The sequence below is a fragment of the Acinetobacter sp. AOR18_HL genome, from assembly GCF_027855145.1.
GTDB classification, from domain to species: Bacteria; Pseudomonadota; Gammaproteobacteria; order Pseudomonadales; family Moraxellaceae; genus Acinetobacter; species Acinetobacter pittii.
In genome coordinates this window covers 50,681-75,025 of the sequence record NZ_JAKTIG010000064.1, presented here as the reverse complement: position 1 = coordinate 75,025, position 24,345 = coordinate 50,681, and the positions used below count along the sequence as shown (strand labels likewise).

Sequence of the window (24,345 nt, the reverse complement as noted above, 5' to 3'; positions counted from 1 at the left end):
CAACCCCAGAGATTTTACAGAGGTACAAAATTTCTAAAGGTACTTTAAAAAATATGCGGGAAAGAGGCTCCGACCCCTTTCCTGAACCAATAATTAGAGGTCATGGAAGAGCTACTAACTTATATGGTGTTAAAGCCGTAGCATCTTGGGAAAGTAGAAATGGGTATTTAGAATCACTTGAAATTGAGCCTTTAATATCAAATCTTTCATAGTTATTTATAATGGCACAAAGCTTATCAAACCATTTTGCATAAGCTTGTGCCTGAGGTTCTAAATATTGATTTAAATCATAAGTTCCCCATACTTGTGGCAAAGCATGCCCCAGCATGATTTCACAAATGTGCGGAGGAGCAAATTCAGCAATGTGTGTCCGCATTGTTCGTCTCAAATCATGTGTGGTCCAATGGTTCATATCAACATCAAAATATCGTTTGACGTTTTCATTAATATAAATAGGAATAGTTGTTTGAAATCCTTTTTGAGTAGGTTTATATTTTTTTGCTCTAATAATTGGGAAAGCCCACTCACAATCTGGCGGAGAAAGTTCAAAAGCTTGTTTAATTAAAACTTCTACTTGAGGAATCATAGGTCTAACAATAGCTTTTCTAGATCTTGCACCAGTTTTATGCTGCTCAGGAGGAATTGTCCAAGTATGATTATGAAAGTCAAAGTCACTCTTTTTAGCTGTTCTCAACTCACCTACTCGACAACCAAAAATTAATAACATCAGTATCATTAGTTTGTTTTTAGGTGATATTCCTGTTGATAGAAATGTCGCATGGATTACCCAGAAAATTTCTTGTTCAGTTAAATATCTCGTCCTAGGATTTTTACGAACATTTAAATCAATTGCTCTAATATGCAATAAAGTCTGCTCTTTTAATTTTCCATGAATGCACCCCCACTTCATGATTAGCTTCAAATTACCTAATACCTTTATTGCAACAGTTTTTGCATAACTAACGATTGTAAATAGAAGCTGCGACCATTCCTGTAAAGTAACTTCATCACAAATACGTTTACCTAATCTAGGAAAAACATGTAATTCAAAAGCTCTTTTATCATCTTTACAGGCTGCTTTATGAGCGGCTGCGGTCTCAAAGAATTCTAGACATATTTGCCGAACGGTTGGTTGCGCTAAGTATGCTGTCTCTTTTTTTAATTTTAGTTGTAACGGATCTCTTCCTTTATCTAATTCCTTTTTATTTTCAAGAACTTCTGCTCTCGCCTCTTTTAAGGACATCATTGGGTAAGTGCCAATGTCCATACGTTTTGAAGAGTTGTTAAATCTGTAACGCATTTGAAAAACAATTTTCCCTTTTGGAGAAATGCGAACTGATAAACCGTCTCTGTCATTAACTACTTGAGTAGTTTCTCTCAACTTTCCATTATTTGATTTTAACCAGGTATCACTTAAAGCCATTTTCACATCATAAAAAACCAACTTACAAAATATCTTAAGCAACTTACCTTCCATGCCAGCTATAATATTTTGTACAAATCCTTGTACAAATTTTTGTTTGTTGCATGAATTACTTTGTTGAGCTTTGAATTTCTTTGAATGCCACAAAACACTCACAAATTATTATTTTTTAAAGGTTATATGACTAAATCACTTGAAAAATTGTGCTTTGAATATCTTTGGAGATTTTTGACGCATGTCTAAGATTGTAATGTTTGACATGGATGGTACGCTATTAGATCTCGCTTTTGATGATTTCATCTGGAATGAATGTCTTCCTAAGCGACATGCAGAGATACATCAACTTCCACTCGACCAGAGCCAAAAAACACTATATCAGTTTTATCAATCACATAGACATACGCTTGTTTGGTATTCATCAGCTTATTGGACCAAAACTGTAGGCGTTGATGTACTCAAATTACAGCAAGAATTTCAGACAAAAATTCAAGCTCGGTTTGGTTGTATTGAGCTTCTGCAGGAACTGAAAAAGCAAGGATATAGTTGTTGGTTAGTTACAAATGCCGATCGTGCAAGCTTACGGTTAAAGCTCGATAATGTTGCAATTGAACACTTCTTTGACGTAATCGTATCGAGTGAACAAATTGGTTATGCAAAAGAAGATATTCATTTTTGGCAAGAGCTCCAAAAATTACACCCTTTCGACCCAGAAGCAACCATTTTTATTGATGATACAGCTCCTGTACTAAAAACAGCTGAAAAATTTGGTATCAAGCACTTGTTTACTATCTTGCAGCCCTCAAGTCTAAAGGATGTAAGAAAGCATGAAGATTTAGAATATAAAGCACTAGATCGACTTACAGAATTGCTGTCTATATTGAATCAAATTGATAGAAAGGATAATGATGTCAAAATCGCTTGAAAACGATGCTGTAGAGACCATGCGTATCGACAAATGGTTATGGGCTGCTCGTTTTTTTAAAACTCGTTCAATTGCTAAAGCAGCAATCGAAGGAGGTAAAGTACATCACAATAATGAGCGTGTAAAAGTTTCCAAAGAAATTCTTGTTGGAATGGAACTGATTATTCAACAAGGTTTTGATAAAAAAACCGTTGTCGTAAAAGCGCTTTCGAACACACGTGGTCCAGCACCAGTTGCCCAGCAACTTTATGAAGAAACAGAAGTAAGTATTGCTAGACGGGAGTTGATTGCATCCCAACGAAAATTGCATAATCTTGCTCGACCTGATCATAGACCGAGTAAAAAGGATCGTAGACAGATTAATCGGTTTAAACAGGACAATGATCAACACTGGTCGTATGGTGATGAATAAAAACGTCGAGTTGTGTCGCACACACACAGACAACACATAGAAGCTATAGAAAAAATCTGTCACTATTAGCCCTGTGAAACAAGTTGAGATTCAATGCATCCACTTGGGTTAAACGTGATGAACTTAGAGTATTGAGGTTTTTGAGATGGATGAGAATAAAAGCAAAGCATTACAAGCCGCGCTAAGTCAAATTGAGAAACAATTTGGCAAAAATACGGTGATGCGTCTCGGTGACAACACTGTTCAAGCAGTTGAAGCTGTATCTACAGGTTCTTTGACGTTAGATATTGCATTGGGGATTGGCGGTTTACCGAAAGGTCGTATCGTTGAGATTTATGGTCCAGAATCTTCTGGTAAAACCACAATGACTCTCCAAGCGATTGCACAATGTCAAAAAGCTGGTGGTACTTGTGCATTTATCGATGCAGAACACGCATTAGATCCACAATATGCACGTAAACTCGGTGTGGACATTGATAATCTACTTGTATCGCAACCTGATAACGGTGAACAAGCACTTGAGATTGCAGACATGCTAGTTCGCTCTGGTGCAATTGATTTAATCGTTGTCGACTCAGTGGCTGCTCTTACTCCTAAAGCAGAAATTGAAGGCGAAATGGGTGACTCTCACATGGGCTTACAAGCTCGCTTAATGAGTCAGGCATTACGTAAAATTACGGGTAACGCTAAACGCTCGAACTGTATGGTTATTTTCATTAACCAGATCCGTATGAAAATTGGTGTAATGTTTGGTAGCCCTGAGACTACGACTGGTGGTAACGCATTGAAGTTCTATGCTTCTGTACGTTTAGATATCCGCCGTATTGGTCAGGTCAAAGAAGGTGATGAAATCATCGGCTCTGAAACTCGAGTTAAAGTTGTTAAAAACAAAATGGCTCCTCCTTTTAAAGAAGCTATTTTCCAAATCTTATACGGTAAAGGTACAAACCAGCTTGGCGAACTTGTAGATTTAGCTGTACAACAAGATATCGTGCAAAAAGCAGGCGCTTGGTATTCATATCAAGGCAATAAAATTGGCCAAGGTAAAAACAATGTTATCCGCCACTTTGAAGAAAATCCTCAAATGGCTGGAGAAATTGAAAAGATTATCCGTGAACAACTGCTAACTACGGGTACTAATGGTGCTGTACAGGTGGAAGATGAAGAAGAAGATCTTCTATTAGAGTCTTAATTACCGCTAATAAGTCTTAAAACGCCCCTTCGGGGCGTTTTTTACAAGGAAATATTAAATATGTTCAAAAGAACAGAAGAACAGCCCCAACAACGCGCTTTGCTAACAGGTCAACGTTTGCGCTCATATGCTTTTGCGTTATTGACTCGTCGAGATTATTCGAAAGCAGAACTTATCGAGAAATTGAATCGTTATGCACAAAACCCTGAAGAGGTTAAGCAACTTGTTGAAGAGTTATCTGAGCAAAATTATCAAAGTGACCAACGCGTTGCAGAACTAACATTGGCTAGCCAAATTCGTAAAGGCAAAGGGCCAAAACGCATCAAACAAGCTTTAAAAACTAAACAAATCGAAAATGATTTAATTGCAGATGAAATTCATAATATTGATTGGGTGGAACAGGCTTATCAACTTAAAGTGAAAAAGTTTGGTGAAGAAGTAGAAAAAGATCCTAAACTTAAAGCAAAACAGATGAGGTTTTTACAATATAGAGGATTTGATTTAGATGTAATTATGAAGGCAATCCAACGGAGATCGGATTAGAAGATGGTGGCAACCCCACTAGCAAAACTTCGGCACATCATAGATCTGCTACCGTTGCTACCTTCCGGTCCTGGCGGGGTTCACAGAGTACAATTGCGAAGCCACCAGCGGGGCTACCATTGCAAAACAGAGTATAGAGATTTTTAAAAGAGTTGCAAGCCTTCTTCTCAATTTTAAGCAAGTTTATGTTTCAATTGATTAATTCATCGTCAAAAACATATAAATTCCTAGAATCTCTTATCTTATATTCTTTCTTGATACTTATTTTGAATAAAATATGCTTGAAGATTGTAAACTATTCTTGCATTTATATTGTTAGCTGTTTTAATTGCAATGATCAATTAAAACCTTAGATAGCTAATGTGAATAGTTTACATATTCCCTTCTCAAGTTAGCTTTTACATAAAATTATGGACCTATACTCATGCGATTGATGAAGCATTCTTTATTATTTATTGCCTTAATGAGCACTACTTCTCTCTATGCCAATATTCCAATTGAATCGCGCGGTTTAAGTCAAAGTGGTGGTAGTTCAACTAACACTTCATCGAATAACGCTTCAGTCCCTAGTAATTTAAATTGGGAATTGATGCAAAAAAACCAACAATTAGAAAATGATATACGTACCTTACGCGGACAGTTAGAAGAACAATCGAATGATATTGAACAACTGAAAAAAGATTTATCTAATCGCTATACTGATTTAGACCAGCGTTTGGAATTACTAAATCAAAAAGTAGATCCAGAAAGTGCAGCACCAGACAATACAGCAAATAGTGATGCTACAGCTACCGGAAGCTCAGAAGCTCCTCCTACCGACAATAAAGCAGCTAGTACTACTACAACTGCTGCAAGTCAAGTTACTTCCCCTTCACAAACGCAAGTAACACAACCAGCTTCATCGCCTGCTACGCAAAATCAATCGAACCCTGTAGAACTTGAAAAAGCAGCTTATACTGTCGCTTTAGATGCCTACAAACAAGGTGGAGCGAAAAAAGCGATTGCTCCAATGCAGAACTTTATCAAAAATCATCCTAATAGCGTTTATACAGGCAATGCCTATTTTTGGTTAGCTGAGTTTAATTTAGCAACTGATCCGGTAAATTATAATGAAGCTAAAAAGAACTATAATGTAGTCGCTACGCAATACCCAAATTCTAGTAAAGCTCCTCGTGCGCTTTATCAACTCTACAGTATTGCCAAAGATGTTGATAAAAACACTGTATCAGCAAACCAATATAAAGCTAAAATCTTAAGTCAGTATCCAAAATCTGAAGAAGCCAAATTTTTTAATAAATAAAAGTTTTTAAGAAAAAAAGACACCGCGATCTGCGGTGTCTTTTTTTGAATATCTCGGCTTAACGCACAATACCACGTTCTGATTGTTCAACAGAGTCAATTAATAATTGAGCTTCTGGAACATTCGGAAGAATATCATTTTTAATCTGCTCAACAGCTTGAACAGAAGTCAGGCCTGATTTGAAAATCAATTTATAAGCTTCTCTAAGGCCTTGAATTGTATCCTTAGACCAACCCTTTCGGCGCATACCTTCTATATTAATACCAAACGCATGTGCTGGATTACCAGATGCCATAACATAAGCTGGCACATCTTTTAAAATTAAAGATGCTCCACCAACCATACTGTAAGAATCGATTTTACAGAATTGATGAATTCCCGAATTACCACCAATAATGACATGGTCACCGATATGAACGTGTCCAGCAACACCAACATTATTTGCGAAAATATTATGATCACCAACAATACAGTCATGTGCAATATGCGTATTAACCATCAATAAGTTATGACTACCTATTTTAGTTAAAGCATTATCTTGTACAGTTCCTCTATGTAAACTGCAATGCTCACGAATTAAATTATGATCTCCAATCTCTAACCAAGTTTCTTCACCTTGATATTTCAAGTCTTGGCAAACTTCACCAACACTTGCAAACTGGAAAATCTCATTATTTTGACCAATTTTGGTAAAACCACCAACTACAACATGTGAATGTAATTTAGTACCAGCGCCAATCGTCACATTTGGACCAATAATACAATAAGGTCCTATCTGGACATCCGGGGCAATCACTGCAGATGGATCAATAATGGCCGTAGAATGAATTAAATCGTGATTGCTCATGCCTGCTCTGTTTTTTGGTGTGAAATCATAATTTCAGCGGTTGTTGCTACAATACCGTCAACGGTAGCCGTACAGTTATATTTGTAGATACCGCGTTTTTGCATTACTAATTCAGATTTTAATACAAGTTGGTCGCCTGCAACTACTTGTTTTTTAAATCTAACCTTTTCTGCACCAGCAAAGAGGAATAAAGAACCTGGTTTTGGCGTCTCATTGTTCATAATAAAACCTAGAACGCCCGAAACTTGAGCTAATGCCTCTACAATTAGGACACCCGGCATAATCGGATATTCTGGGAAATGTCCTTGTAGGAACTCTTCATTGATAGAAACATTTTTATAACCAACAATACTATTGTCAGTAACTTCAGTCACACGATCAACCAATAAGAAAGGATAACGATGCGGCAAATATTGACGAATCGTTTGAATCTGCATTGGTAATTCAGGGATGGCAAATTTAGGTGTAGTTGACTCGGTCATAATATTCTATTTACGCAAATTAAAAGTTGATTCAAGAGACTCTATTTGAGCTTGTATATGATCAAGTCGTTTAGTGATTTGGGTCAATGGCACATCTGCTAATTGTCGCAAGCGTACAATTGTCTTTTTCCAATGACTATTTTCAAATAATCCAATTCCTGAAGAATAGGTACCAGCTTCAGAAATATTTTTTGTGACCATTGACATTCCAGTTAAAGTCACATTATCAGTGATTGAAAGGTGACCAGACACACCGCAAGCTCCTGCAAGAATACAGTTTTTGCCAATTTTAGTGCTTCCAGCAATTCCACATTTAGCAGCAATAGCTGTATTGGAACCTATATGAACGTTATGTGCGATTTGCACAAGATTATCAATAATTACCCCATCTTCCAAAATCGTATTATCTAGTGCCCCTCGATCAATACTACAATTTGATCCAATGCGGACATCATTACCTATGATAACTGAACCTAATTGTGCGATACGATGCCATTTATCTTGATATGGTGCAAATCCAAAGCCTTCACTACCAATTACAGTACTTGCATGAACTCGAACACGATCAAGTAATTTAGAACCGCCAGTAATGGTGACATGAGAATCGATAAAACAATCCTTTCCAATTTCCACATTATCATCCAGACGAGTATGAGACTGAATAATCGTGTTCTCACCTACTACACAATTTTCACCAATTACAACGTAATGGCCAATATATGCTTTTTCAGAAATAATTGCAGAAGGATGAATTTGAGCAGTACTTTCAATACCTATTGATGTGATCTTTTTATCAAAAGCATGCGTAAGGATGGCAAAAGCCAAATATGGATTATCAACAATAATAAAATTTTGTTTATCAGTAAGCTGTTCTTTAATAGAGCTTGTAACAATGTACGCACCCGCACGGCTAGTCTTTGCTTGATCGATATACTTTTCGCCATTTACGAAAGTAATATGAGAAGGTTCAGCATTTTCTAAACTTGCCAGATTTATAAATTGAAGACTACCCGCACCGACTAACTCACCATTAACTAGGTGAGCTAGTTCATCTAAACGATAATGTTGCACTTTCATTAATTTATTTCATTGAATTAACCTTTTGTATCATTTTATCAGTTAAATCATATTTAGCGTCATAGGCAACGGTCGAATTTTTATTCAAAATGAAGTCAAGATTATTTTCTTTTCGTAATTGTTCAGCTGCTTGCTTCACACGAGTCTCAAAAGTTGAGTTCATTCCTTGCAAACTAGTTTGAACTTTAGACTGCAAACCTTGTTGAGTCGAATTAAATTCATTTAATTTTGACTGATATTGAGTTTGAAGCTTCTTAATATCATCTTCTTTCATTTTTTGCCCTTGAGTTTGGGCTTGACGCTGAAGGCCTTCTAACTCTTTACCCAACTGCTCAAGACGAGTTGTTGTTGGTTTAACAGATTGATTTAAACTTGCATTTTGTTGTTTTAAATAAGTACTACTTTCAACAACTTTAGCAAGATCAATAACACCATAACCAGCAGCATTAGTCATAGCAGAAATTGTAAGGCCTAACCCTAACATTAATATATTTAATTTTTTCATCTTAATTTGTGTCCTTATTTCATTGTTTAGTCAAGTCGTACTTAGAAAGTACGACCGATTTCAAACTGAATCTCTTTAGTTTCGTCACCAGGCTTATCATTTAACGGGAATGCATAGCTAAGAGATAATGGCCCAATCATAGTGATCCATGTAAAACCAACACCTACGCTATAACGCATATTACCTAAATCAAAACCGTAGTTATCTTCACAGTATTTTTTAGCATCTGCTATTTGCTGCCCATTCATAATCATAGAATAAGAGCCAACATCACACTTAGTATCAAATACTTGACCACCTTCAGCAAAAATGACTGGTCGTACTTGGCGAGTCCAGTCCCCTTTGAAAGGTAACGGTAAAGCTAATTCAGTACCAAATTGTACTAAAGCATTACCCCCCACCTCTTCTGGAGAACCGTCATTTTGCTTGGTTTCTTGTAAGTTTACACTTGCATACTTAGGACCCAAGGTACTGTTATCATAACCCCGAACAGAACCATAACCACCTGCATAGAAGTTTTTATAGAATGGTAAATCATTACCATAGCCAAGTTTACCGTAACCACGCAATACGAAACCAGTATTACTAATTGGCCAAAATGCCTGTGCATCATAAGTTGCTTTTTGATAGTCAACATCACTACCTGGCAAACCAATTTCAAGACCTACACGATGTGACATACCTGAAGTAGGGAAAATAGGACGGTTTAAAGTATTGTATGACCAACCTAAATTTAAGTTATATGTAAAGAACTCACCATCAAACGCATTATCATATTGTTCTTCTGGGACCTTACATTCCCCCTTCTCAGTATCATACTGCGACTCACCATTTAAGGTTGGACAATATGAACCCTTACTTGTTGCTTTACCACCATTTGCTAACAAATAATCACGCACATAAGTAGAGACATAAGGACCAGTCGTTACTTTAGTATTATCAATACCTAAAGAGGCACTTAGGCTTTGGTTTTCATCAATTGGGTAACCAAAACTTAAACTACCACCGAAACTATCGGTAACGTAATTATTAACGTTATAGTCATCATTTAACTTTGTTTTACGGTAATAAACATTATAACCGCGGCTTACACCATCAATAGTGAAGTAAGGGTCAGTAACACTTAAGTTATAGTAGTCTTGAGTTTCAGAGCGAGATAAATCGATCGAAACACGATTACCCGTTCCCATAAAGTTAGTTTGACTCAAACCTGCCTGGAATGTGATACCACCACTTTGTGAGTAACCTACCGCTAATGTTGTAGTTCCCGAGTGTTGCTCTTCAACATTTACGTTTAAATCCACCTGATCTGGTGAATTTGGAATACGAGCCGGTTTAATATCAACTGTTTTGAAGAATCCAGTACGCTCTAAACGAACCTTGGACAAATCAATTTTTTCATTACTCGCTAAAGCGCCTTCCATTTGACGCATTTCACGACGCAATACTTCATCGGCAGTTTTACTATTACCTGTAAAGTTAATACGACGTACGGTTACTTGCTGACCTGGGTTTACATAATAGTTCAAGTCAACAACACCCGTTTCATTATTAATTTGCGGAACGACATTTACATCTGCAAAGTAATAACCAGCATTACCATATTTACGCAATAACAATTGCTTAACAGCATTTACTTTTTCTTGAGAATAGGTATCCCCATCTTTATAAATTTTCAAAGCTTGCAGTTCTTCAGGTTTATAAAGTGCGTCACCTAAAAACTTGGTTTGACCAAATTTGAACTGGCTACCTTCCTCAACAGCAACTTCAATAAAGATATTCTTTTTATCTTCACTAATATTAAGCTGTGAGTTATTGATATGAAAATTGATATAACCTTTATTCAGATACATAGCGCGCAAAGCTTCAAGGCTCGCTGCCATTTTCTCTCTAGCATAACGGTCATTACGGGTTACAACTGAAGCCCAACCACTTTCTTTAACTGCGAAAGCTTGTTTAATTTCACTGTCTTTAAAAACAGTATTACCAATAATATTGATATTAAAAACTTTAGCTGCCGTACCTTCATTAAAATTTAATTTAAGTTCAACACGGTTATTTGGGCGAGCTATAGTATCAACAGTTACATCAGCATCATAACGGCCTTGCTGAGTATATTGCTGCTCTAATTCAGTTTCAATTGTTTGTAAAGCTGACTTCTTAAAAACTTCGCCTTCAGCAATGCCCATTTTTTTGAGGCCTTGCTCTAAAGCCTCTTTAGGAATAAGTTTGTTACCCTTAAATTCAAGTTTTGAAATAATCGGGCGCTCTACGACATTGAAAACTAAAGTATCGTTATCTCTTGATGCTTTAATATCGTCAAAAAGTCCAGTGGCATACAATGTTCGAATTGCTTCTGCGATCATCGGTTCATTAACGCGATCGCCACTGTTGATTGGCAACATGGTAGAAACATTTGCAGGAGTAAGACGGACCAAACCATCTATACGAATATCTCGAACAACGAAATCATCAGCTGCATATGCTTGTTGTACCGCTGCCATAGCGCTAACAAGTGCCAAAGGCATTAAAAAATGTGTGTGCCGCATGCCAGTTTTTCCAGTAAGTTATAAATCCATATACGTTTACAAACGCATAAAATCGTTAAATAAAGCTAAAAGCATCATACTACCGAGCAGTACCATACCAATTTTTAGACCAAACATTTGTATTTGTTCAGAAACAGGCTTACCACGAATAGCCTCAATAATGTAATAAACGAGATGTCCACCATCTAGCATTGGAATTGGTAATAAATTTAAAATTCCAAGACTTACACTCATTAAAGCCATAAATGAGATGAAAGTCTGCCATCCCATTTCTGCACTTTGTCCCGCTACTTTCGCGATTGTAATTGGTCCAGAAAGATTCTCTAAACCAATTAAACCCTTAACCATTTTTACTATCGAACTCAATATCATGCTAGAGATTTGGCCAGTCTTATCTAGCGACATCTGGAAAGCTTGTATTGGAGTATATTGAATTGTTTGCTTATATTCGTCAGGAATTGTAATTTTTCCTGCATCACTTTTTACGCCTAAGACACCGCTCACTTGCCCCATATTGTCACGCTTTCCTTGAGGCATGACTTGCAAATGAACGAGTTGACCATTACGCAACACATCAATACTTAGTAATTTTTCTGGTGAATGTTGCACAACTTCCACAACATCAAACCAATCTTTCATTACTTGACCATTAATTGAAACAATACGATCACCGACTTTCATTCCTTGACGAATTGCTGCCCCATCTGCAGTCAACTCCGTTACAACAGCAGGAATAACGGGACGATAGGGTAAAAAACCTAATACATCTAAAGCTGATTCATTTTGGTTTTTTAAAAAATCTTTAATGGGTAAAACAATATTTTTCTCAGTACCTGCACGATCTACATCGATATTCAAGCTACCAGTTTCACCTACACGATCAATCAAAGCAAAGTTAAGTTTTTCCCAAGTTTGCGTTTCCTTTCCGTCAACAGCAATAATCTTGTCACCTACTTGTAGTTGAGCTGTTGCAGCTGGCGAGTTGGGTATAACTTTACCCACTCTTGTATTTAGTTGTTCCTGTGCTGGTAAAAATAAAATCCAGAAAAGTAAAACAGCAAAAATCAAATTAATTAAAGGACCAGCCGCAACAATTGCTATACGCTTCCATGGTTTTTGACGGTTAAATGCATAAGGTAAATCTTGCTCTGCAACATTACCCTCGCGCTCATCGAGCATTTTTACATAACCACCTAGAGGCAAAGCTGAAAGTTGGTACTTAATTCCAGATTTTTTTGATGTCCATTTAAGTAATGTCGGACCAAAACCAATAGAATAAACTAGAACTTTAACACCAAGTTTTCGTGCCACCCAATAATGACCGAACTCATGAATTGCAATTAATGGACCGAGCAAGAGAGCGGCTGCTGCAATCATAAATAATGCACTCATTTCAGCCTCCTATACTTGATATATACTGCTGTGCTACATGTCGTGCTACTTCATCTTTATTCAAAATAGACTCGATATTATCAGCAACTGAGTTTTCCAATTTTTGCAAAGTATGCTCTACCACTTGTGGGATATTTGTAAATCCAATCTGTTGGTTTAAAAATGCAGCAACGGCAACCTCATTTGCAGCATTTAAAATAGTAGGTGCTAGCCCTCCTGCACGCATTGCCTGACGGGCTAAATCAAGTGCTGGAAATTTCTGGATATCCGGTGCTTGAAAATTAAGCTGAGAATACTCAAATAAATCTAAAGCAGGAACACTAGTCTGTAAACGTTCTGGCCATGCTAATGCATGGGCAATCGGTGTACACATGTCTGGATTACCCATTTGCGCCAATGTTGAACCATCAACATATTGCACCATAGAATGAATAATACTTTGTGGATGAACAACAACTGTAACAAAATGTTCAGATATTGAAAACAAATGACATGCCTCGATCAACTCTAACCCTTTATTCATAAGAGTAGCTGAGTCAACTGAGATTTTCTGTCCCATAGACCAGTTGGGATGCTTACAAGCCTGTGCAGGAGTAACTTTTTCTAACTGTTCTAACGAATGGTTTAAAAATGGTCCACCTGAAGCGGTCAATAAGATTCTTGATACACCCTGTTGCGGTTGTCCATTTCTTTCAGCCTCTAAATAATTATGAGGTAATGATTGAAAAATAGCATTGTGTTCTGAATCTACTGGTAATAATAATGCCTGATGATCACGTGCTGCTTGCATCATGATTTCACCAGACATGACTAAAGCTTCTTTATTAGCAAGCAATACGCGTTTACCAGCTTTTACAGCCGCTAATGTTGGTAATAAACCAGCTGCTCCAACAATTGCAGCCATAACTACATCAACATCTGGATGAGATGCGATACTTACCAGCCCTTCCTGATCAGTCAAAATTTCAATATTTTGTAATTCATTTTTTGCAAATAAAGCTGCTAATTCGTCAACTTTTTGCTTTGGAACAACTACAACTTTTGGTTGGAATTGTTTACATATATCAACCAATTCAGAAATTCGACTATGAGCTGAAATTGCAAATACTGAATACTTATCAGGATGTTGATTTAAAATTTTTAAGGTACTTTGCCCAATGGAACCGGTTACACCCAATATGCAAACAGATTGTGTCATTTATAAATCTACACCAATAAGTTTTAATATATACATTCCCGTTGCAAAGATCGGGGCTGCAGCAAGTAAAGAATCAATACGATCTAAAACACCACCATGACCAGGTAGTACACGTCCAGAATCTTTAATACCAGCACGACGTTTAATCATCGACTCAAATAAATCACCTAAAACTGAACCGAATACTGTAATCAGCGACAAGATAAGAAACAGGATTTGCTGAATTAAAGTTAAATTTAGATACTGATATTGCACAACCAACATTACCAGTATGGTCGTGATAATACCACCATACAAGCCTTCTACTGATTTGTTCGGACTTACGGTTGGCGCTAGTTTTCTTTTACCAAATTTACGGCCAACAAAGTAAGCACCACTATCTGCACCCCACACAAGCAAGAACAGATACATTAACCACCAAGGCGAACTTTGCCAGACAACAAAAATTGAAGTTACCGCAGCACAAACTAAAATAATGCCAATTACATATAGAGTAGCGTTATACCACCCATCAAATTCAGGAAAAGATTTGACCCAATAAACGCTTACAAGCCAAGTCAAAATTGAAGCTGACCACAACAGTAATGCAATATCATGGAAAAATAGAGCAACGCCTGAAACGAATGCAACAAGCAGACCGTAGCACCAAGCTTTTGGCTTTACAGCATTTACAGCTTCATGGGGCATTAATTTATACCATTCATACCCCGCAACCCCTGCTGCTACAATCATAAGAACCAACATTGGATAATGTGATTGCGTAGCAAACATACAGCCTAAAACAACTGCGACAAGTACCAATGCGGTAACAATCCGCTCTAACATTATAAGTTCTCTATTTTCTCTTGCTGAATTTGTTCAGATGTTTTGCCAAAACGACGTTCACGCCCTGAAAAAACATTCAATGCATGATCGAATTCTTGTACTGTAAATTCTGGCCATAAAGTATCAGTAAAATACAGCTCCGCATATGCTGCTTGCCATAACAAGAAATTAGATATGCGATAATCTCCACCTGTACGGATCAATAAGTCCACAGCTGGCAGATCGTTTAGACTGACATATTTTTCGAACAAATCAACATTTATTTGATCAGCACCAAATTCACCACGGGAAACCGCTTCAGCAACTTGTTTTGCTGCATTTGCAATATCCCACATCCCACCATAGCTCACAGCAATAGTTAAGGTCATAGTGTTATGGTGTGCTGTCTGTTGCTCTGCATCTTCCATTAAGGCAACTAGGTGTGACGGTAATCTGGAACGATCACCTATGAAACGCAAAGCAATATTAAATTTCTTCATGCGAGGTATTTGCTCATGAATAGTTTCTTCAAGAAGCTTCATAAGCAGATCGACTTCAAATTGTGGTCGATTCCAGTTTTCGCTTGAAAATGCAAAAACCGTTAAAGCACGAATACCTGTTTTTTTACAATGTTCAACGATAGGATCAAGAACATTTTTACCCTCTCGATGTCCATCACCTTTTTGCATTTGATTTTTTTTTGCAAAGCGGTTGTTGCCATCCATGATGATGGCAACATGCTTAGGAAGATGATACTCTTCTGAATCGGTCATAAAATTTAGACCTTCATCAATTCTGCTTCTTTCGCTGCAAGACGCTTGTCTACTTCTGCAACATATTTGTCAGTGATTTTCTGGATATCATCACCTGCACGGCGCTCATCATCTTCTGAGATTTCTTTCTCTTTTAATAATGCTTTGATATCACCTAATACATCACGACGAATATTACGAATTGCAACTTTTGCATTTTCAGCTTCGCTACGCGCAATTTTTTGCATATCACGACGTGTTTCTTCAGTTAATGCAGGTAAAGGTACACGAATTGCATCCGCTGTAATTGGGTTTAAACCAAGATCACTCTCACGAATTGCCTTATCAATAGCTGAAACCATTGTACGTTCAAATGGCTGAACAAGAAGTGTACGAGAATCTTCAACACCAATGTTTGCCACTTGATTTAAAGGCACATCAGAACCGTAGTAAGGAACCATTACCCCATTTAAGATTGATGGGTGTGCACGGCCGGTACGAACTTTAGCAAACCCTAGTTCCAAAGACTCAAGAGTTTTTAACATACGTTGTTCGCTGTCTTTTTTCAGATCGTTAATCATATGATCTACCTTACTTATTTATTCAAGGATGTTTTAACAAATTTAATTTAGCGCTAGTATAAAGAGCTTTCGTCAACACGTACATTATTTAGTAACGCGTGTACCTTCTTTTTCGCCCATGACTACTGACAATAGCGCGCCTGATTTATTCATATCAAAAACTTGTAATGGCACATTATGGTCACGACATAAACAAATAGCTGTCAAATCCATAACACCAAGTTTTTCGTCCAATACCTGATCAAAGGTTAAATGATCATATTTAACCGCATCTTCGTATTTACTTGGATCTTTATTATATACGCCATCTACTTTGGTCGCTTTTAGAATTAAATTTGCTTCAATTTCAATTCCGCGTAAGCAAGCTGCCGTATCAGTCGTAAAGAATGGATTTCCTGTACCAGCAACAAAAACACAAACTTCACCCTGACTCAAGTGACGGATAGCATCACGACTTGAATAAGACTCTACTACTGTACCAATTGGTAATGCAGACATAAGGCGAGTTCTGATATTACGGCGAACCAATGCATCACGCATAGCCAAACCATTCATTACAGTTGCAAGCATACCCATTTGATCGCCTGTTACACGACCAACCAAGCCATCCTTTTGCAACTGACTACCACGATACAAGTTACCGCCACCAACAACGATACCCACTTGCACGCCTAAGCCAACTAAGTGAGCAATTGAAAGGGACATTTGATCAAGAACTTGGGCATCAATACCCATGTCTTTGTTACCTGATAATGCTTCACCAGATAGTTTTAATAAAATGCGTGAATAACGGGGGCTAATTGTTTCCGCCATGAGTTTGCTCCAAAACCTCTTAAACTGAATGCTTTTTTGAATCGTTATCGATTAAACCGACTTAATTTTAATTAACTTTGCAAATAAGTCGTATTCATCCGCATCGGTGATTTCGACTTCCAACATATCGCCTGGTTGAATAGTGCTCTTATCGATATCTTCTACAAAGACATTACCGTCAATTTCCGGAGCATCGGCATAAGAACGTGCAACAGCAACAGGATATTCATCTTCCAAACTATCGACTAATACAGTCATCGTTTGACCAATACGTTTTTGCAACTTAGCAGCAGAAATTTGTTGCTGCACTTGCATAAAGCGCTCGTAACGCTCTTGTTTAATTTCTTCAGGCACATGATCGGGTAAATCATTTGCCGTAGCGCCTTCTACTGGTGAGTAGGTAAAGCAGCCAACACGATCAAGTTCAGCTTCAACTAACCAATCGAGCAATATTTGAAAATCTTCTTCAGTTTCGCCTGGGAAACCCACTACAAATGTAGAGCGAATCACAAGATCTGGGCATTTTTCACGCCACAATTTAATTTTTTCGAGTGTATTTTCACTGTGAGCCGGACGCTTCATTAACTTAAGAATACGCGGGCTTGCATGTTGGAATGGAATATCAAGATATGGCAGAATTTTACCTTGTGCCATTAAGTCAATAACCGCATCAACATGTGGGTATGGATAAACATAATGTAAGCGCACCCAGATACCAAGTTGGCCTAGTGCTTCACACATATCAAAGAATTTTGTTTTAACAGGCTGGCCATTCCAGAAATCAAGTTTGTACTTGGTATCCACACCATAAGCTGATGTATCTTGGGAAATAACCAAGATTTCTTTAACACCTGCTCTTTTAAGCGCAGCGGCTTCTTCCAGTACACTTCCAACTGGACGCGATACTAGATCGCCACGCATACTTGGGATAATACAGAAGGTACAACGGTGGTTACATCCTTCAGATATTTTTAAATAGGCATAATGTTTTGGTGTTAAGCGAATTCCTTGTTCAGGAACCAAATCAACAAACGGGTTGTGTTTAGGTGGTGCTGGGACATATTCATGTACAGCTTCCATTACATCTTGATAAGCTGCTGCACCAGTAACCTTTAAAACATTTGGATGCATTTGACGAATTTTGTCTTCGTCTTTACCTAAGCATCCAGTAACGATTACTCGACCATTTTCACTCATGGCCTCGCCAATTGCATCTAGCGACTCTTGTACCGCAGATTCGATAAAACCACAGGTATTAACAACAACTAAATCAGCACCATCATAATCTGATGCAACTTGATAACCTTCAGTCTTTAACTGAGTTAAAATTCGTTCAGAATCTACCAATGCCTTAGGACAACCTAAAGAAACAAAACCGACTTTGGGGGTCTTCATGAATCTGCGCTCCACTTGAATGCGCGTATTGTATGTCTTTTCTTGTCTCAAGCATAGGTGGAAAGCCTACTCTTTGTGTAATGCACCAAAATACGACCAACATTTGCACCAAAACTCACCTTTGCACCAAGTTGGATCATGTTATTATCTATATTCAAGCCATCAGTTTTGATCAACCGATATAAAGACCGATTTCAGCGCGTTTTTAAATACTTTAAAACTTTAAAATAACCCATAAACAAAGTTGGCGTATATTTTGCATCGTTCATGTTCTATAACGGTGAAAATCCGATAACCAATGAAGATGCCATTGCGCTATTTTAAGACAGGAACGATTCGCTAATGGATCAACACAACCCTATCGACTATCGCCTATTGGTAGACAACTTAACTACTGCGATTTTATTGATCGATAGTAACTTGAATATTTTTTACTTAAATTCTGCCTGCGAAGCACTATTTGACATTAGTTTACTTCGAGCTTCAGGACAGCCGGTTTTGAACTTACTTCATGCACCAGATGATACTTTTAATACACATGAAGCTTTATTAAACACTATTAAAACGGGTCAACCTTATACTCGACGAGAAGCGGTTATTAATGTCAACTTTAAAGACCTTCATGTTGATTACACAGTGTCTCAATTAAATGCAGGTAAAAGTTATCACCCATTACTCTTGATTGAGCTCAACCCGATTGATCGTATGTTAAAGATTTCTAAAGAAGAAAATCTGGTACAACAACATCAGGTCGCTAGGCAGCTTGTACGTGGCGTTGCGCACGAAATTAAAAACCCACTTGCAGGTATTCGTGGTGCAACTCAATTACTCGCTCGCAGTTTAAACGATAAGAGTTATGCTGAATTTACAGATGTCATTATTAATGAAGTAGATCGTTTAACTAACTTGGCAGATACCATGTTGGGTTCTAGACAACTCCCAAGTTATGAAAATGTTAACGTACACGAGCCTTTGGAGCGAGTGCGTTCACTTATCGCCAACCAGACAAAGAAGAAAATTAAAATTATACGGGATTATGATTTGTCTTTACCCGATGTTAATGCCGATCGTGATCAGTTAATACAAGTCATGCTCAACATTAGTGTAAATGCAATTCAAGCCATAACAGAAAACAAAGCATTTTTTATAGATCACGAACCGGAGTTAATTCTACGTACACGTATACAACGTCTTGTCACAATTAACGGTGTACTAAATCGATCTACAGTGCGAGTCGACATAGAGGACAATGGACCAGGCATTCCTGAAAGTATTTTGGAGTCAGTATTCTATCCATTGGTTACTGGACGAGCAAAAGGTACTGGGCTTGGCCTGAGTATTGCACAGAATATTATGCATCAACATAACGGAATGATTGAATGCCAATCTGTTCCTGGAAAAACAATTTTTAGCTTATATTTACCTTGGGAGTCAGACCGTGTCGCGAAATAAAATATGGGTTATTGATGATGATCGCGCCATGCGATGGGTATTGGAAAAGACCTTTAAAGAGGAAGGTTTTGATGTTACCAATTTTGAAGAAGCTCAAACTGCGCTTGAACGTTTGCACCATGATGCTCCCGATGTCATCTTAACTGACATCCGCATGCCTGGAATTGATGGTTTAACTTTTTTATCTAAAGTCAAAAACACTCATCCAGATTTACCTGTCATTATTATGACAGCACATTCTGACTTAGAGTCTGCTGTATCAAGCTATCAAACTGGCGCGTTTGAATATTTACCAAAGCCTTTTGATATTGATGAAGCTTTAGCTTTAGTCAATCGCGCGATCCTGCATATTAATAAACTACAACAGCAAGAAGCTACAAAAACAGCTTCACCTCTTCAATCAACAGAAATTATTGGTGAATCTCCGGCAATGCAGGAGGTTTTCCGTGCTATCGGCCGTTTATCGCAATCTCATATTACTGTTTTAATTAATGGTGAATCGGGTACGGGTAAAGAATTAGTTGCTCATGCTTTACACAAGCACTCCCCACGCCGTGCCAAGCCTTTTATTGCTTTAAATATGGCTGCGATACCAAAAGACTTGATTGAAACCGAGTTATTTGGTCATGAAAAAGGCGCTTTCACAGGGGCAAATACTCAGCATCAAGGCCGCTTTGAACAGGCAAATGGTGGAACACTGTTCCTTGATGAAATTGGTGATATGCCATTTGAAACTCAGACTCGATTGCTTCGCGTACTCGCTGACGGTGAGTTCTATCGTGTAGGCGGACATATTCCCGTTAAAGTAGATGTTCGAATTGTGGCGGCAACGCATCAGGATCTAGAGAAACTGGTAAATGAAGGCCGCTTCCGTGAAGACTTATATCACCGCTTAAATGTGATTCGTATTCACATTCCTAAGCTTGCCCACCGTAGTGAAGATATTCCAATGCTTGCGCAGCATTTCCTTGCGCGTGCAGGTAAAGAGCTTGGCGTAAGTCCAAAAATCTTACGTACCGAGACGACAGACTATATGCAACAGTTACCATGGCCGGGTAACGTACGACAACTTGAGAATACTTGCCGCTGGCTAACTGTAATGATTACGGGCCGCGAAGTTTATCCGGAAGATTTACCTTCTGAGCTCAAACAAGTTCCATTGCAAAAGAATAGTGATTCTAGTCAACCAGCACCTTCATTTGAACGTATTTCTCTACATCATTGGGATGAACTACTAAATCAATGGGCTATTCAAAAGCTTAAAAATGGTGAAATGAAAATTTTGGATATTGCCACACCAATGTTTGAACGCACATTGATTAACGCAGCCTTGCAACAAACACGTGGACGCAAACGTCACGCAGCGGAATTATTAGGTTGGGGTCGCAACACCTTAACACGCAAGTTAAAGGAACTTGGAATGGATTCTGCAGATGATGACGAAGAAGATGAGCACAAGGTTACTCAAACTGAAGCCTAGAAATCTCATTGAAATCTCATTATTTAACTTCAAAGCGGTTAAGTCATTCTTAGCCGCTTTGTTTTTCAATCATATTTTTGATTAAAATATAATGCAAACATAAGGTTACATCATTAAACCCTTCTACAACCTACACTAAGCTTATATTTTCTATTAGTTTATTTTTTGAATTAGCCACTTACTGTTCAGCATATGATCTAAAAAAATGGTTATGACCATCACTAAAGATAGTTTTGCTATACTAGATAAGCAAAGTCAGTTGTTGTTATTAAATTTTATGCATGATTCAGTCCTGGATTCACATCACCTTGCATGTGAGAAACCTCAAACACGCCGCGGTATTGAACGTCGTTTAGCTCTATTGTTAAGCGCGACCGAGCTGTTCCTAGAGAAAGGATATGATCTTGTATCTCTCGATGATATTGTTAATCATGCAGGTGGCTCTAAGGCTTCTATTTATAAATATTTTGGCAATAAAGAAGGACTTTTTACGGCTATATGTGATCATAAACGTGAAATGTTTTTTAAAGATATTTGCATTCCATTCCAACCAGAGAAAAGCACTTTAAGAGAATATCTGATTCAAACACTTAATCGTGTATATATTCATATTATTCAGCCCGAACATGTTGCATTTTTAAGACTTATTATTGAACAGACCGAATGTAACACTGTCCTCATACAATACTTATATGACAAATGGGTACATAATTTACAAAATACACTTACTCAAGCATTAGAGTTTGCGGATAAATCAGGCGAAATTACCTGTAATTCTCCGTATTATTCTTCACTCATGTATTTTGGGATTTTACGAGATATTGAATGGCGTATGATTATGGGTATGCCAGCTCTTCCAGATGAGAAAGAAGCTTTTGATTACATTGAATATTGTGTAGATATTTTCTTAAAAGGCCATCATAAAGTCTAATTCTTTTGCATTTTAAAATGCTTATAGTATAGTAGACTTCTTTTTTCCCACATCCACCCAGCCAACAACAGATAATTGTTATATTTCAGAACAATTATTATGGAGTAGCTACATGGCTCTAAGACATTTCCTGACTTTACGTGATCTATCCACTCTAGAACTTAATCGCATTTTAGAACGCGCAAGCGAACTTAAAAAAATGCAACATGACAATAAGGTCTACCAGCCTTTTGTTGGTAAAGTATTGGGAATGATTTTTGAGAAATCAAGTACACGCACACGTATTTCTTTTGAAGCAGGTATTAACCAATTTGGCGGTAGCGCGATTTTTTTATCGCCTCGTGACACACAATTAGGCCGTGGTGAACCAATCGAAGATTCTGCACGTGTAATTTCAAGTATGCTTGATATTGTGATGATTCGTACTTTCGGTCATGACATTGTTGAACGCTTTGCATCTTATTCAAAAGTTCCTGTAATTAACGGCTTAACTGATGATCATCATCCATGCCAGTTACTTGCTGACTTACAAACTTATATTGAACACCGCGGCAGCATTGAAGGCAAAACCGTTGCTTGGATTGGTGATGGTAATAATATGTGTAATTCATATATTGAAGCTGCACACATGATGGGTTTCAAACTCAAAATTGCATCGCCAAAAGGATATGAACCTAAACCTGAATTTTTAGCCGAGTTTGGTCATTGCGTTGAGCTTTATGATAATGCGGAAGATGCAGCAGTAAATGCTGACCTTATTGTGACTGATGTATGGGCAAGTATGGGCCAAGAAGAAGAGCAAAAACTTCGTGAAAAAGCCTTTGCTGATTTTCAAGTTAACGAAAAATTAATGAGCCTTGCTCACCCAGATTGTTTATTCATGCACTGCTTACCTGCTCATCGTGGCGAAGAAATTTCTGAAACCATGCTCGATTATAAAAATGCAGTCGTATGGGATGAAGCAGAAAACCGTCTCCATGCTCAAAAAGCTTTAGTCGAATTTTTATTGAATGAAAATTTAAAGAAAGCTTAAATTTTGCGTTAAAAAAACAGCATCTTTATGATGCTGTTTTTTATTTTATAAGACTTGTACTTTTCCAGTTAATTATTTTTAAAAATTTGATAACGTTGCCGAATATATAAGCAGGCTGTATTTCAACTATTCTCTAGAATCGTGTATAACATTCTACACAATAAGCTAAGCCTACTCTTGTAGAGTGCGATCATGACAACCCTTGAACAATCATTATCTCAAATTCCCGCATTTTCGATTATTCATGAACATTTATTTAGCTCGGCCCAGCCTTCTGCTGAACAACTAAAATTGATTAAAGAGTTTGGTTGTAGCACAGTCATTAACCTTGCTTTAACTAATGCTTCAAATCATCTTGAGAATGAAGACCGTATTTGTTTAGACCTTGGTTTAAATTATATTCATATTCCAATTGATTGGGAGATGCCTTCTGCTGAGCAGTGCTTATTAGTTTTAGATTTGATTGATCATTTAGTGCAAAATGAAATTGTTTGGATACATTGCGCCAAAAATAAACGCGTAAGTTGCCTTATGTATGTCTATAGACAGTTTTATATGAATATGGATATGCCGACTTCTCAGGATTTATTGCACGAAATTTGGGAACCTAATGAGACTTGGACTGGACTCATTCATAATATTACCTTACAGCTACAAGGCCGTAAGGCAACTTTAGAACTTCAACAGTCTTTGCAGCAGGCCGATCACTTGGTGTGATGAGAGACTAAAACAGTCGCTGTAGCCAAAATACCTTCTTGACGACCGGTAAACCCAAGTTTTTCGGTTGTCGTTGCTTTAATACTAATTTGATTAATATCTACATTTAGAACGTCAGCAATGCTTTGACGCATTTCCAGATTATGCTTAGCTAATTTTGGACGCTCGCAAGCCACCGTAATATCGGCATTATTTAACTGATAACCACGGTCTAAGATCAATTGATAAACATGCTTTAACAATACTCGGCTATCTGCGCCTTTGTATTCTGGGTCAGTATCAGGAAAATGTTGTCCAATATCTCCAAGCGCTAAAGCACCTAATAAAGCATCACATAGCGCATGAAGTACAACGTCACCGTCAGAATGTGCTTTCAAACCATGTGTATGTGGAATTTGAATACCCGCCAATGTAACGAAGTTCCCCTCTTCAAAGGCATGTACATCCATTCCTTGTCCAATACGAATCTGAGCAACCATATAAATTATTACCTTCCATAAAAACTTAAGAAATCTTGTATTCAGCCGTTCTGTTTCGCTATAGTA

General features: G+C 37.6%; 24 protein-coding genes and 1 other RNA gene. 10 read left to right on the top strand and 15 right to left on the bottom strand.

All coding sequences use genetic code 11. The annotated features are described in order from the left end of the window. Nucleotides 1-100: 100 nt before the first annotated feature. Nucleotides 101-1,570, bottom strand: coding sequence for a tyrosine-type recombinase/integrase (locus MKL51_RS16490; protein WP_321221094.1), 1,470 nt, complete (start codon nt 1,568-1,570; stop codon nt 101-103). Nucleotides 1,571-1,658: 88 nt separating this feature from the next. On the opposite strand from MKL51_RS16490, the gene MKL51_RS16485 reads away from it, so the two are divergent. From MKL51_RS16485 to MKL51_RS16470, 4 genes are all read left to right on the top strand, one after another. Then, complete coding sequence (locus tag MKL51_RS16485; protein WP_032006903.1) at nt 1,659-2,345, top strand: HAD-IA family hydrolase; 687 nt, start codon at nt 1,659-1,661, stop codon at nt 2,343-2,345. Continuing rightward, nucleotides 2,329-2,757, top strand: a complete 429-nt coding sequence (locus MKL51_RS16480; RefSeq protein ID WP_270904360.1) for an RNA-binding S4 domain-containing protein — start codon at nt 2,329-2,331, stop codon at nt 2,755-2,757. Before MKL51_RS16485 ends, MKL51_RS16480 begins: the two co-directional genes overlap by 17 nt. A 145-nt stretch (nt 2,758-2,902) precedes the next feature. Then, the gene (gene recA / locus MKL51_RS16475) at nt 2,903-3,949 is read left to right on the top strand and encodes a recombinase RecA (RefSeq protein WP_002115680.1); all 1,047 of its coding nucleotides are present in this window, start codon (nt 2,903-2,905) and stop codon (nt 3,947-3,949) included. 60 nt (nt 3,950-4,009) lie between these two features. Beyond that, the gene (locus MKL51_RS16470; protein ID WP_005068912.1) at nt 4,010-4,492 is read left to right on the top strand and encodes a regulatory protein RecX; all 483 of its coding nucleotides are present in this window, start codon (nt 4,010-4,012) and stop codon (nt 4,490-4,492) included. 13 nt (nt 4,493-4,505) lie between these two features. Here MKL51_RS16470 and ffs read toward each other — a convergent pair. Further along, an RNA gene (gene ffs, locus MKL51_RS16465) (signal recognition particle sRNA small type) lies at nt 4,506-4,602 on the bottom strand. A gap of 314 nt (nt 4,603-4,916) precedes the next feature. Between ffs and MKL51_RS16460 the strand changes: the two genes are divergently transcribed. Further along, entirely contained in the window at nt 4,917-5,792 is an 876-nt protein-coding gene (locus MKL51_RS16460) for a YbgF trimerization domain-containing protein (RefSeq protein ID WP_005068911.1), read from the top strand. Between the two features lie 58 nt (nt 5,793-5,850). Here the strand turns inward: MKL51_RS16460 and lpxA are convergent, their stop codons facing one another. The 12 genes from lpxA to rimO form a co-directional block, all read right to left on the bottom strand. Continuing rightward, nucleotides 5,851-6,639: an acyl-ACP--UDP-N-acetylglucosamine O-acyltransferase gene (gene lpxA / locus MKL51_RS16455; protein WP_017385998.1), complete on the bottom strand. Its 789-nt coding sequence runs from the start codon at nt 6,637-6,639 to the stop codon at nt 5,851-5,853. Then, nucleotides 6,636-7,121, bottom strand: a complete 486-nt coding sequence (fabZ, locus tag MKL51_RS16450) for a 3-hydroxyacyl-ACP dehydratase FabZ (protein ID WP_002115603.1) — start codon at nt 7,119-7,121, stop codon at nt 6,636-6,638. The genes lpxA and fabZ overlap by 4 nt, the downstream gene beginning before the upstream one ends. A gap of 6 nt (nt 7,122-7,127) precedes the next feature. Continuing rightward, nucleotides 7,128-8,198: a UDP-3-O-(3-hydroxymyristoyl)glucosamine N-acyltransferase gene (lpxD, locus tag MKL51_RS16445; RefSeq protein WP_032042374.1), complete on the bottom strand. Its 1,071-nt coding sequence runs from the start codon at nt 8,196-8,198 to the stop codon at nt 7,128-7,130. Between the two features lie 4 nt (nt 8,199-8,202). Further along, nucleotides 8,203-8,703, bottom strand: a complete 501-nt coding sequence (locus MKL51_RS16440; RefSeq protein WP_002115728.1) for an OmpH family outer membrane protein — start codon at nt 8,701-8,703, stop codon at nt 8,203-8,205. Between the two features lie 41 nt (nt 8,704-8,744). Beyond that, complete coding sequence (bamA, locus tag MKL51_RS16435) at nt 8,745-11,252, bottom strand: outer membrane protein assembly factor BamA (protein ID WP_005068904.1); 2,508 nt, start codon at nt 11,250-11,252, stop codon at nt 8,745-8,747. A 36-nt stretch (nt 11,253-11,288) separates the two neighbouring features. After that, nucleotides 11,289-12,644: an RIP metalloprotease RseP gene (gene rseP / locus MKL51_RS16430; RefSeq protein WP_017480963.1), complete on the bottom strand. Its 1,356-nt coding sequence runs from the start codon at nt 12,642-12,644 to the stop codon at nt 11,289-11,291. A gap of 1 nt (nt 12,645) precedes the next feature. Next, a complete protein-coding gene (ispC, locus tag MKL51_RS16425; RefSeq protein ID WP_032006899.1) occupies nt 12,646-13,842 on the bottom strand; it encodes a 1-deoxy-D-xylulose-5-phosphate reductoisomerase in 1,197 nt (398 codons plus the stop codon). Further along, nucleotides 13,843-14,667, bottom strand: a complete 825-nt coding sequence (locus MKL51_RS16420; protein WP_032006898.1) for a phosphatidate cytidylyltransferase — start codon at nt 14,665-14,667, stop codon at nt 13,843-13,845. Further along, nucleotides 14,667-15,419: a polyprenyl diphosphate synthase gene (gene uppS / locus MKL51_RS16415; RefSeq protein ID WP_002115643.1), complete on the bottom strand. Its 753-nt coding sequence runs from the start codon at nt 15,417-15,419 to the stop codon at nt 14,667-14,669. The genes MKL51_RS16420 and uppS overlap by 1 nt, the downstream gene beginning before the upstream one ends. A 5-nt stretch (nt 15,420-15,424) precedes the next feature. Next, the gene (gene frr / locus MKL51_RS16410) at nt 15,425-15,979 is read right to left on the bottom strand and encodes a ribosome recycling factor (protein WP_032006897.1); all 555 of its coding nucleotides are present in this window, start codon (nt 15,977-15,979) and stop codon (nt 15,425-15,427) included. Nucleotides 15,980-16,063: 84 nt separating this feature from the next. Then, the gene (gene pyrH, locus MKL51_RS16405; RefSeq protein WP_000852257.1) at nt 16,064-16,792 is read right to left on the bottom strand and encodes a UMP kinase; all 729 of its coding nucleotides are present in this window, start codon (nt 16,790-16,792) and stop codon (nt 16,064-16,066) included. A 51-nt stretch (nt 16,793-16,843) separates the two neighbouring features. Continuing rightward, entirely contained in the window at nt 16,844-18,187 is a 1,344-nt protein-coding gene (rimO, locus tag MKL51_RS16400) for a 30S ribosomal protein S12 methylthiotransferase RimO (RefSeq protein WP_002115588.1), read from the bottom strand. A 342-nt stretch (nt 18,188-18,529) separates the two neighbouring features. Between rimO and glnL the strand changes: the two genes are divergently transcribed. The 5 genes from glnL (at nt 18,530) to MKL51_RS16370 (ending at nt 23,800) form a co-directional block, all read left to right on the top strand. Further along, entirely contained in the window at nt 18,530-19,639 is a 1,110-nt protein-coding gene (gene glnL, locus MKL51_RS16390) for a nitrogen regulation protein NR(II) (protein ID WP_002115631.1), read from the top strand. Continuing rightward, nucleotides 19,626-21,119 (top strand): nitrogen regulation protein NR(I), encoded by a 1,494-nt coding sequence (gene glnG, locus MKL51_RS16385; protein ID WP_002115702.1) that lies wholly within the window; start codon nt 19,626-19,628, stop codon nt 21,117-21,119. Before glnL ends, glnG begins: the two co-directional genes overlap by 14 nt. Before the next feature lie 277 nt (nt 21,120-21,396). Then, nucleotides 21,397-22,050: a TetR/AcrR family transcriptional regulator gene (locus MKL51_RS16380; RefSeq protein WP_270904359.1), complete on the top strand. Its 654-nt coding sequence runs from the start codon at nt 21,397-21,399 to the stop codon at nt 22,048-22,050. Nucleotides 22,051-22,162: 112 nt separating this feature from the next. Then, nucleotides 22,163-23,083, top strand: a complete 921-nt coding sequence (gene argF, locus MKL51_RS16375; protein ID WP_005068890.1) for an ornithine carbamoyltransferase — start codon at nt 22,163-22,165, stop codon at nt 23,081-23,083. Nucleotides 23,084-23,275: 192 nt separating this feature from the next. Beyond that, nucleotides 23,276-23,800 carry a protein tyrosine phosphatase family protein gene (locus MKL51_RS16370; RefSeq protein ID WP_032006894.1) on the top strand — a complete coding sequence of 175 codons (525 nt, stop codon included), beginning with the start codon at nt 23,276-23,278 and terminating at the stop codon, nt 23,798-23,800. On the opposite strand, the gene ispF is transcribed toward MKL51_RS16370, so the two are convergent. After that, entirely contained in the window at nt 23,788-24,279 is a 492-nt protein-coding gene (ispF, locus tag MKL51_RS16365) for a 2-C-methyl-D-erythritol 2,4-cyclodiphosphate synthase (RefSeq protein ID WP_002115651.1), read from the bottom strand. The genes MKL51_RS16370 and ispF overlap by 13 nt on opposite strands. Between the last annotated feature and the right edge of the window lie 66 nt (nt 24,280-24,345).

Excerpts from the sequence above, each read along its gene's own strand:
- recA (WP_002115680.1), top strand. The coding sequence starts at position 2,903 with ATGGATGAGAATAAAAGCAAAGCATTACAAGCCGCGCTAAGTCAAATT.
- MKL51_RS16470 (WP_005068912.1), top strand. The coding sequence starts at position 4,010 with ATGTTCAAAAGAACAGAAGAACAGCCCCAACAACGCGCTTTGCTAACA.
- fabZ (WP_002115603.1), bottom strand. The coding sequence starts at position 7,121 with ATGACCGAGTCAACTACACCTAAATTTGCCATCCCTGAATTACCAATG.
- argF (WP_005068890.1), top strand. The coding sequence starts at position 22,163 with ATGGCTCTAAGACATTTCCTGACTTTACGTGATCTATCCACTCTAGAA.
- MKL51_RS16370 (WP_032006894.1), top strand. The coding sequence starts at position 23,276 with ATGACAACCCTTGAACAATCATTATCTCAAATTCCCGCATTTTCGATT.
- MKL51_RS16480 (WP_270904360.1), top strand. The coding sequence starts at position 2,329 with ATGTCAAAATCGCTTGAAAACGATGCTGTAGAGACCATGCGTATCGAC.
- rseP (WP_017480963.1), bottom strand. The coding sequence starts at position 12,644 with ATGAGTGCATTATTTATGATTGCAGCAGCCGCTCTCTTGCTCGGTCCA.
- bamA (WP_005068904.1), bottom strand. The coding sequence starts at position 11,252 with ATGCGGCACACACATTTTTTAATGCCTTTGGCACTTGTTAGCGCTATG.
- uppS (WP_002115643.1), bottom strand. The coding sequence starts at position 15,419 with ATGACCGATTCAGAAGAGTATCATCTTCCTAAGCATGTTGCCATCATC.
- ispC (WP_032006899.1), bottom strand. The coding sequence starts at position 13,842 with ATGACACAATCTGTTTGCATATTGGGTGTAACCGGTTCCATTGGGCAA.
- glnL (WP_002115631.1), top strand. The coding sequence starts at position 18,530 with ATGGATCAACACAACCCTATCGACTATCGCCTATTGGTAGACAACTTA.
- lpxD (WP_032042374.1), bottom strand. The coding sequence starts at position 8,198 with ATGAAAGTGCAACATTATCGTTTAGATGAACTAGCTCACCTAGTTAAT.
- frr (WP_032006897.1), bottom strand. The coding sequence starts at position 15,979 with ATGATTAACGATCTGAAAAAAGACAGCGAACAACGTATGTTAAAAACT.
- rimO (WP_002115588.1), bottom strand. The coding sequence starts at position 18,187 with ATGAAGACCCCCAAAGTCGGTTTTGTTTCTTTAGGTTGTCCTAAGGCA.
- lpxA (WP_017385998.1), bottom strand. The coding sequence starts at position 6,639 with ATGAGCAATCACGATTTAATTCATTCTACGGCCATTATTGATCCATCT.
- ispF (WP_002115651.1), bottom strand. The coding sequence starts at position 24,279 with ATGGTTGCTCAGATTCGTATTGGACAAGGAATGGATGTACATGCCTTT.
- MKL51_RS16485 (WP_032006903.1), top strand. The coding sequence starts at position 1,659 with ATGTCTAAGATTGTAATGTTTGACATGGATGGTACGCTATTAGATCTC.
- MKL51_RS16420 (WP_032006898.1), bottom strand. The coding sequence starts at position 14,667 with ATGTTAGAGCGGATTGTTACCGCATTGGTACTTGTCGCAGTTGTTTTA.
- pyrH (WP_000852257.1), bottom strand. The coding sequence starts at position 16,792 with ATGGCGGAAACAATTAGCCCCCGTTATTCACGCATTTTATTAAAACTA.
- MKL51_RS16440 (WP_002115728.1), bottom strand. The coding sequence starts at position 8,703 with ATGAAAAAATTAAATATATTAATGTTAGGGTTAGGCCTTACAATTTCT.
- MKL51_RS16460 (WP_005068911.1), top strand. The coding sequence starts at position 4,917 with ATGCGATTGATGAAGCATTCTTTATTATTTATTGCCTTAATGAGCACT.
- MKL51_RS16380 (WP_270904359.1), top strand. The coding sequence starts at position 21,397 with ATGCATGATTCAGTCCTGGATTCACATCACCTTGCATGTGAGAAACCT.